The sequence below is a fragment of the Microvirga sp. P4_G7 genome, assembly GCF_056401005.1.
The window spans coordinates 1-3,069 of sequence record NZ_JBFUKD010000466.1; the positions used below are offsets into that span (position 1 = coordinate 1).

The window sequence follows — 3,069 nt, forward strand, 5'->3', positions numbered from 1 at the left end:
ATCTCGCACGCGGCAGGGCGAGACGCGTGATCAAGCCGGGCCACGTCTTCAATCGGATTCACGTCGACGATATCGCCGGCGTTCTCGCCGCGTCGATAGCAAAGCCGCGTCAGGGGGCTGTCTACAATGTGGCCGACGACGAACCGGCCGCGGCGTCTGACGTCGTCGCCTTCGCTGCGAAACTCACCCATGTCGAGCCTCCGCCCGAGATCGCGTTCGAGGATGCCGCATTCAGCGCGATGGGCAGAAGCTTCTATTCGGAAAGCAAGCGGATCGCCAACAAGCGAATCAAGAGCGAGCTTGGTGTGACTCTCGCCTATCCGACGTTTCGCGAAGGTCTACAGGCACTTTACGCGGCGGGGGAGTTCGCCTACGCGCCGTGACGGTTGGCATCCGAGCCGAAATGGTCGATGTATCGCTTGTTGATCGCCGAAACAGGCAAGAGAACCAGCACGTCCGTGGTCCCGAACTGATGATCGACCACGGCGCCTCGACCGAATGTCGCGCCGAGGCGGAGGTAACCCTTGATCATCGGCGGAAGCGTTCGCAAAGCCGCTTTGGGATCGATGGCATCCTTGGCCATCAGATCCATATCGGTGAACCGCGTCGGCACCGCGCTCGCCTGCCATTCCGGCGGAGCAGCCGCGAAATGGTGCAGGAAACTCAGAGGCAAGGCGAGTTCGTGCGGATCGGTTCCCTCCAAGCTGGCGCAACCGATCATCACATCGATGCGGTGATGCAGCACGTAGGCCCAGATGCCATGCCAGAGAAGTTCGACGGTGCGCTTGTTGCGGTAGGGTTTCAGGACACATGAGCGACCGAGTTCGAGAAAACGCAAACTTGGATGCGCCGCGATGAGCGGTGCGATGTCGTACTCGGCTGCGGTGTAAAATCCGCCSTGGCGGGCGGCCACGTCCTGGCGAAGGAGACGATAGGTCCCGACGACTTTCGGCTTGGCGGCTCTGAATGGCTTGGTTTCCACATCATGGTCGAGCACCAGAAGGTGATCGCACAATGCGTCGTATTCATCGACGTCGCGGCGCGACAAGCGAGCCGAACCGTTCGGTTCTGCTGACATCTCGCCGTAAAAGACCTGATAGCGGATCTTCTGAGCCTGACGGATCTCAGTCTTCGTCGTGGCGAGACGCACTTCGAGAGAGCCGATTCGCCCGAGGACCGGGTCGAGGTCGCCGTAGTGTCGAACGACCGCGCTGCCAAAACGGGAGAGGAAGGTCGCCTTCGGCTTCATGCCGAGAGCAACGGTCTTGGGGGCGACGGCAGCGTCGGCGATCCTCACTCTCTCGGCGTTGGTCGGGGAAATCATCGAACCCTCTTTCGGTGCACCGGCTCAGCCGTTCTCGCCAAGCTTGCTCCGGACATAAATCGCATTTCGAACAATTCTGTGACAATGTCCTATCGCGCCGAAGAAAGACGTCTGCAAGGGGGCTGAGGTCAGCTCTGCGGCACCGTCCCCTCATGGCACCCTCATGGCAGGTCTAGGCCGCCACCGTTCTTCGATCCGAATAAGACCGGTAGGAAAGGGCCTCCGCGATGTGGATCCGGCGTACTTTTTCCTCACCGTCGAGGTCGGCGAGCGTCCGCGCGACCTTGAGAACCCGGTGGAAACCGCGGGCGGATAGCCGCATCGCGTCCGAGGCGCTGCGAATCAGCGACAGGCCATCCGAATCAGGTTGGGCAACCTCGTCGAGGAGCGAGGCCGGACACGCTGCATTCGTGGTCACGCCATCCAGCGCAAAACTCGCATAGCGCGCGGCCTGCACGTCGCGCGCTCTCTCGACTCGCCGCGCGACCTCTGTCGACCCTTCGCTGGGTGCCGGAAGGAGGAGATCGGCCGCCGTCACTGCGGGGACGTCGATGACGAGGTCGATTCGGTCCAGGAACGGCCCCGAAATGCGCGCCTGATACTGCGCCATGCAGCGATCGTTGGGTTGCCGTCGGCAAATGTAGCCGGGATCCGCGCCGTGGCCGCAGCGGCACGGATTCATCGCAGCGATCAATTGAAAGCGGGCCGGGTACGTCACCCTGTGGTTGGCGCGGGCGATGAGGATCTCGCCGGTTTCCAGGGGCTGCCTCAGCGAATCGAGGACCTGGGGCTGGAATTCCGGCAGCTCGTCGAGAAAGAGCACACCGTTATGGGCGAGCGATATTTCGCCTGGACGAGCGTTGATCCCTCCGCCCACCAATGCGGCCATCGAAGCTGAATGGTGCGGAGCTCGAAAAGGGCGGCGGTTCGACAGAGCCCCTTCCTCGATCAGACCGGCGACCGATTGAATCATCGAGACTTCCAGCAATTCACGAGGCCGCAATGGGGGCAGGATTGAAGGAAGACGTTGCGCCAGCATCGACTTACCGGCGCCCGGCGAACCGCTCATCAGCAGGCCGTGCGAACCGGCTGCGGCAATTTCCAGCGTTCGCTTCGCACTCTCCTGACCTTTGATGTCGCGCAGATCGAGGATCGTTCCCGACGCGGGCATGATCGCCGGCTCGGGCCGCGCCATGACCTGCGTTCCCTTGAAATGGTTGGCGAGCTGGATCAGGGAGCGCGGCGCCAGAATGTCGAGCTCGCCGCTCGCCCAGGCGGCTTCGGCACCGCAGGCTGCCGGGCAGATCAGGCCATGCCCGCGATGATTGGCGGCGATTGCTGCCGGGAGCACGCCGGCGACCGAGGTGATCGATCCATCGAGCGCCAACTCGCCGAGCACTGTGAATCCCTCGAGCGCATCGCCGGGGAGCGCTCCGATGGCCGCCATGACGCCGAGCGCGATCGGTAGATCGTAGTGACTGCCCTCTTTTGGGAGATCGGCAGGCGCGAGATTGACCGTGATTCGTTTGGCCGGAAGGGCCAACCCAGACGCGATGAGTGCAGCGCGGACTCGCTCGCGGGATTCGGCCACGGCTTTGTCGGGCAATCCGACGATCGTAAAGGCGACGTTTCCCGGTGTGATCTGCACCTGAACGTCGACGGAGCGCGCCTCGATCCCCTCGAAAGCGACAGTGGAAACGCGCGTGACCATCGGCGAACACCCTCATAATGGCGGGAGCTTAGCG

3 protein-coding genes are annotated in these 3,069 nt (G+C 62.8%); 1 reads left to right on the forward strand and 2 read right to left on the reverse strand.

Going from position 1 to position 3,069, the window contains the following annotated elements; genetic code table 11:
• Positions 1-383, forward strand: a 383-nt coding sequence (locus AC1DT3_RS16435; protein ID WP_477466313.1) for a Rossmann-fold NAD(P)-binding domain-containing protein, incomplete at its 5' end; no start/stop codon positions are given.
• Here the strand turns inward: AC1DT3_RS16435 and olsB are convergent.
• Positions 371-1,324, reverse strand: coding sequence for a l-ornithine N(alpha)-acyltransferase (gene olsB / locus AC1DT3_RS16440; protein ID WP_477466314.1), 954 nt, complete (start codon positions 1,322-1,324; stop codon positions 371-373). The two genes, AC1DT3_RS16435 and olsB, sit on opposite strands and share 13 nt — an antisense overlap.
• A gap of 172 nt (positions 1,325-1,496) precedes the next feature.
• Positions 1,497-3,035 (reverse strand): YifB family Mg chelatase-like AAA ATPase, encoded by a 1,539-nt coding sequence (locus AC1DT3_RS16445; RefSeq protein WP_477466315.1) that lies wholly within the window; start codon positions 3,033-3,035, stop codon positions 1,497-1,499.
• Positions 3,036-3,069 lie beyond the last annotated feature (34 nt).

What these genes read in the sequence shown, in the direction of transcription:
- AC1DT3_RS16445 (WP_477466315.1), bottom strand. Translation starts at nt 3,035, where the DNA reads ATGGTCACGCGCGTTTCCACTGTCGCTTTCGAGGGGATCGAGGCGCGC.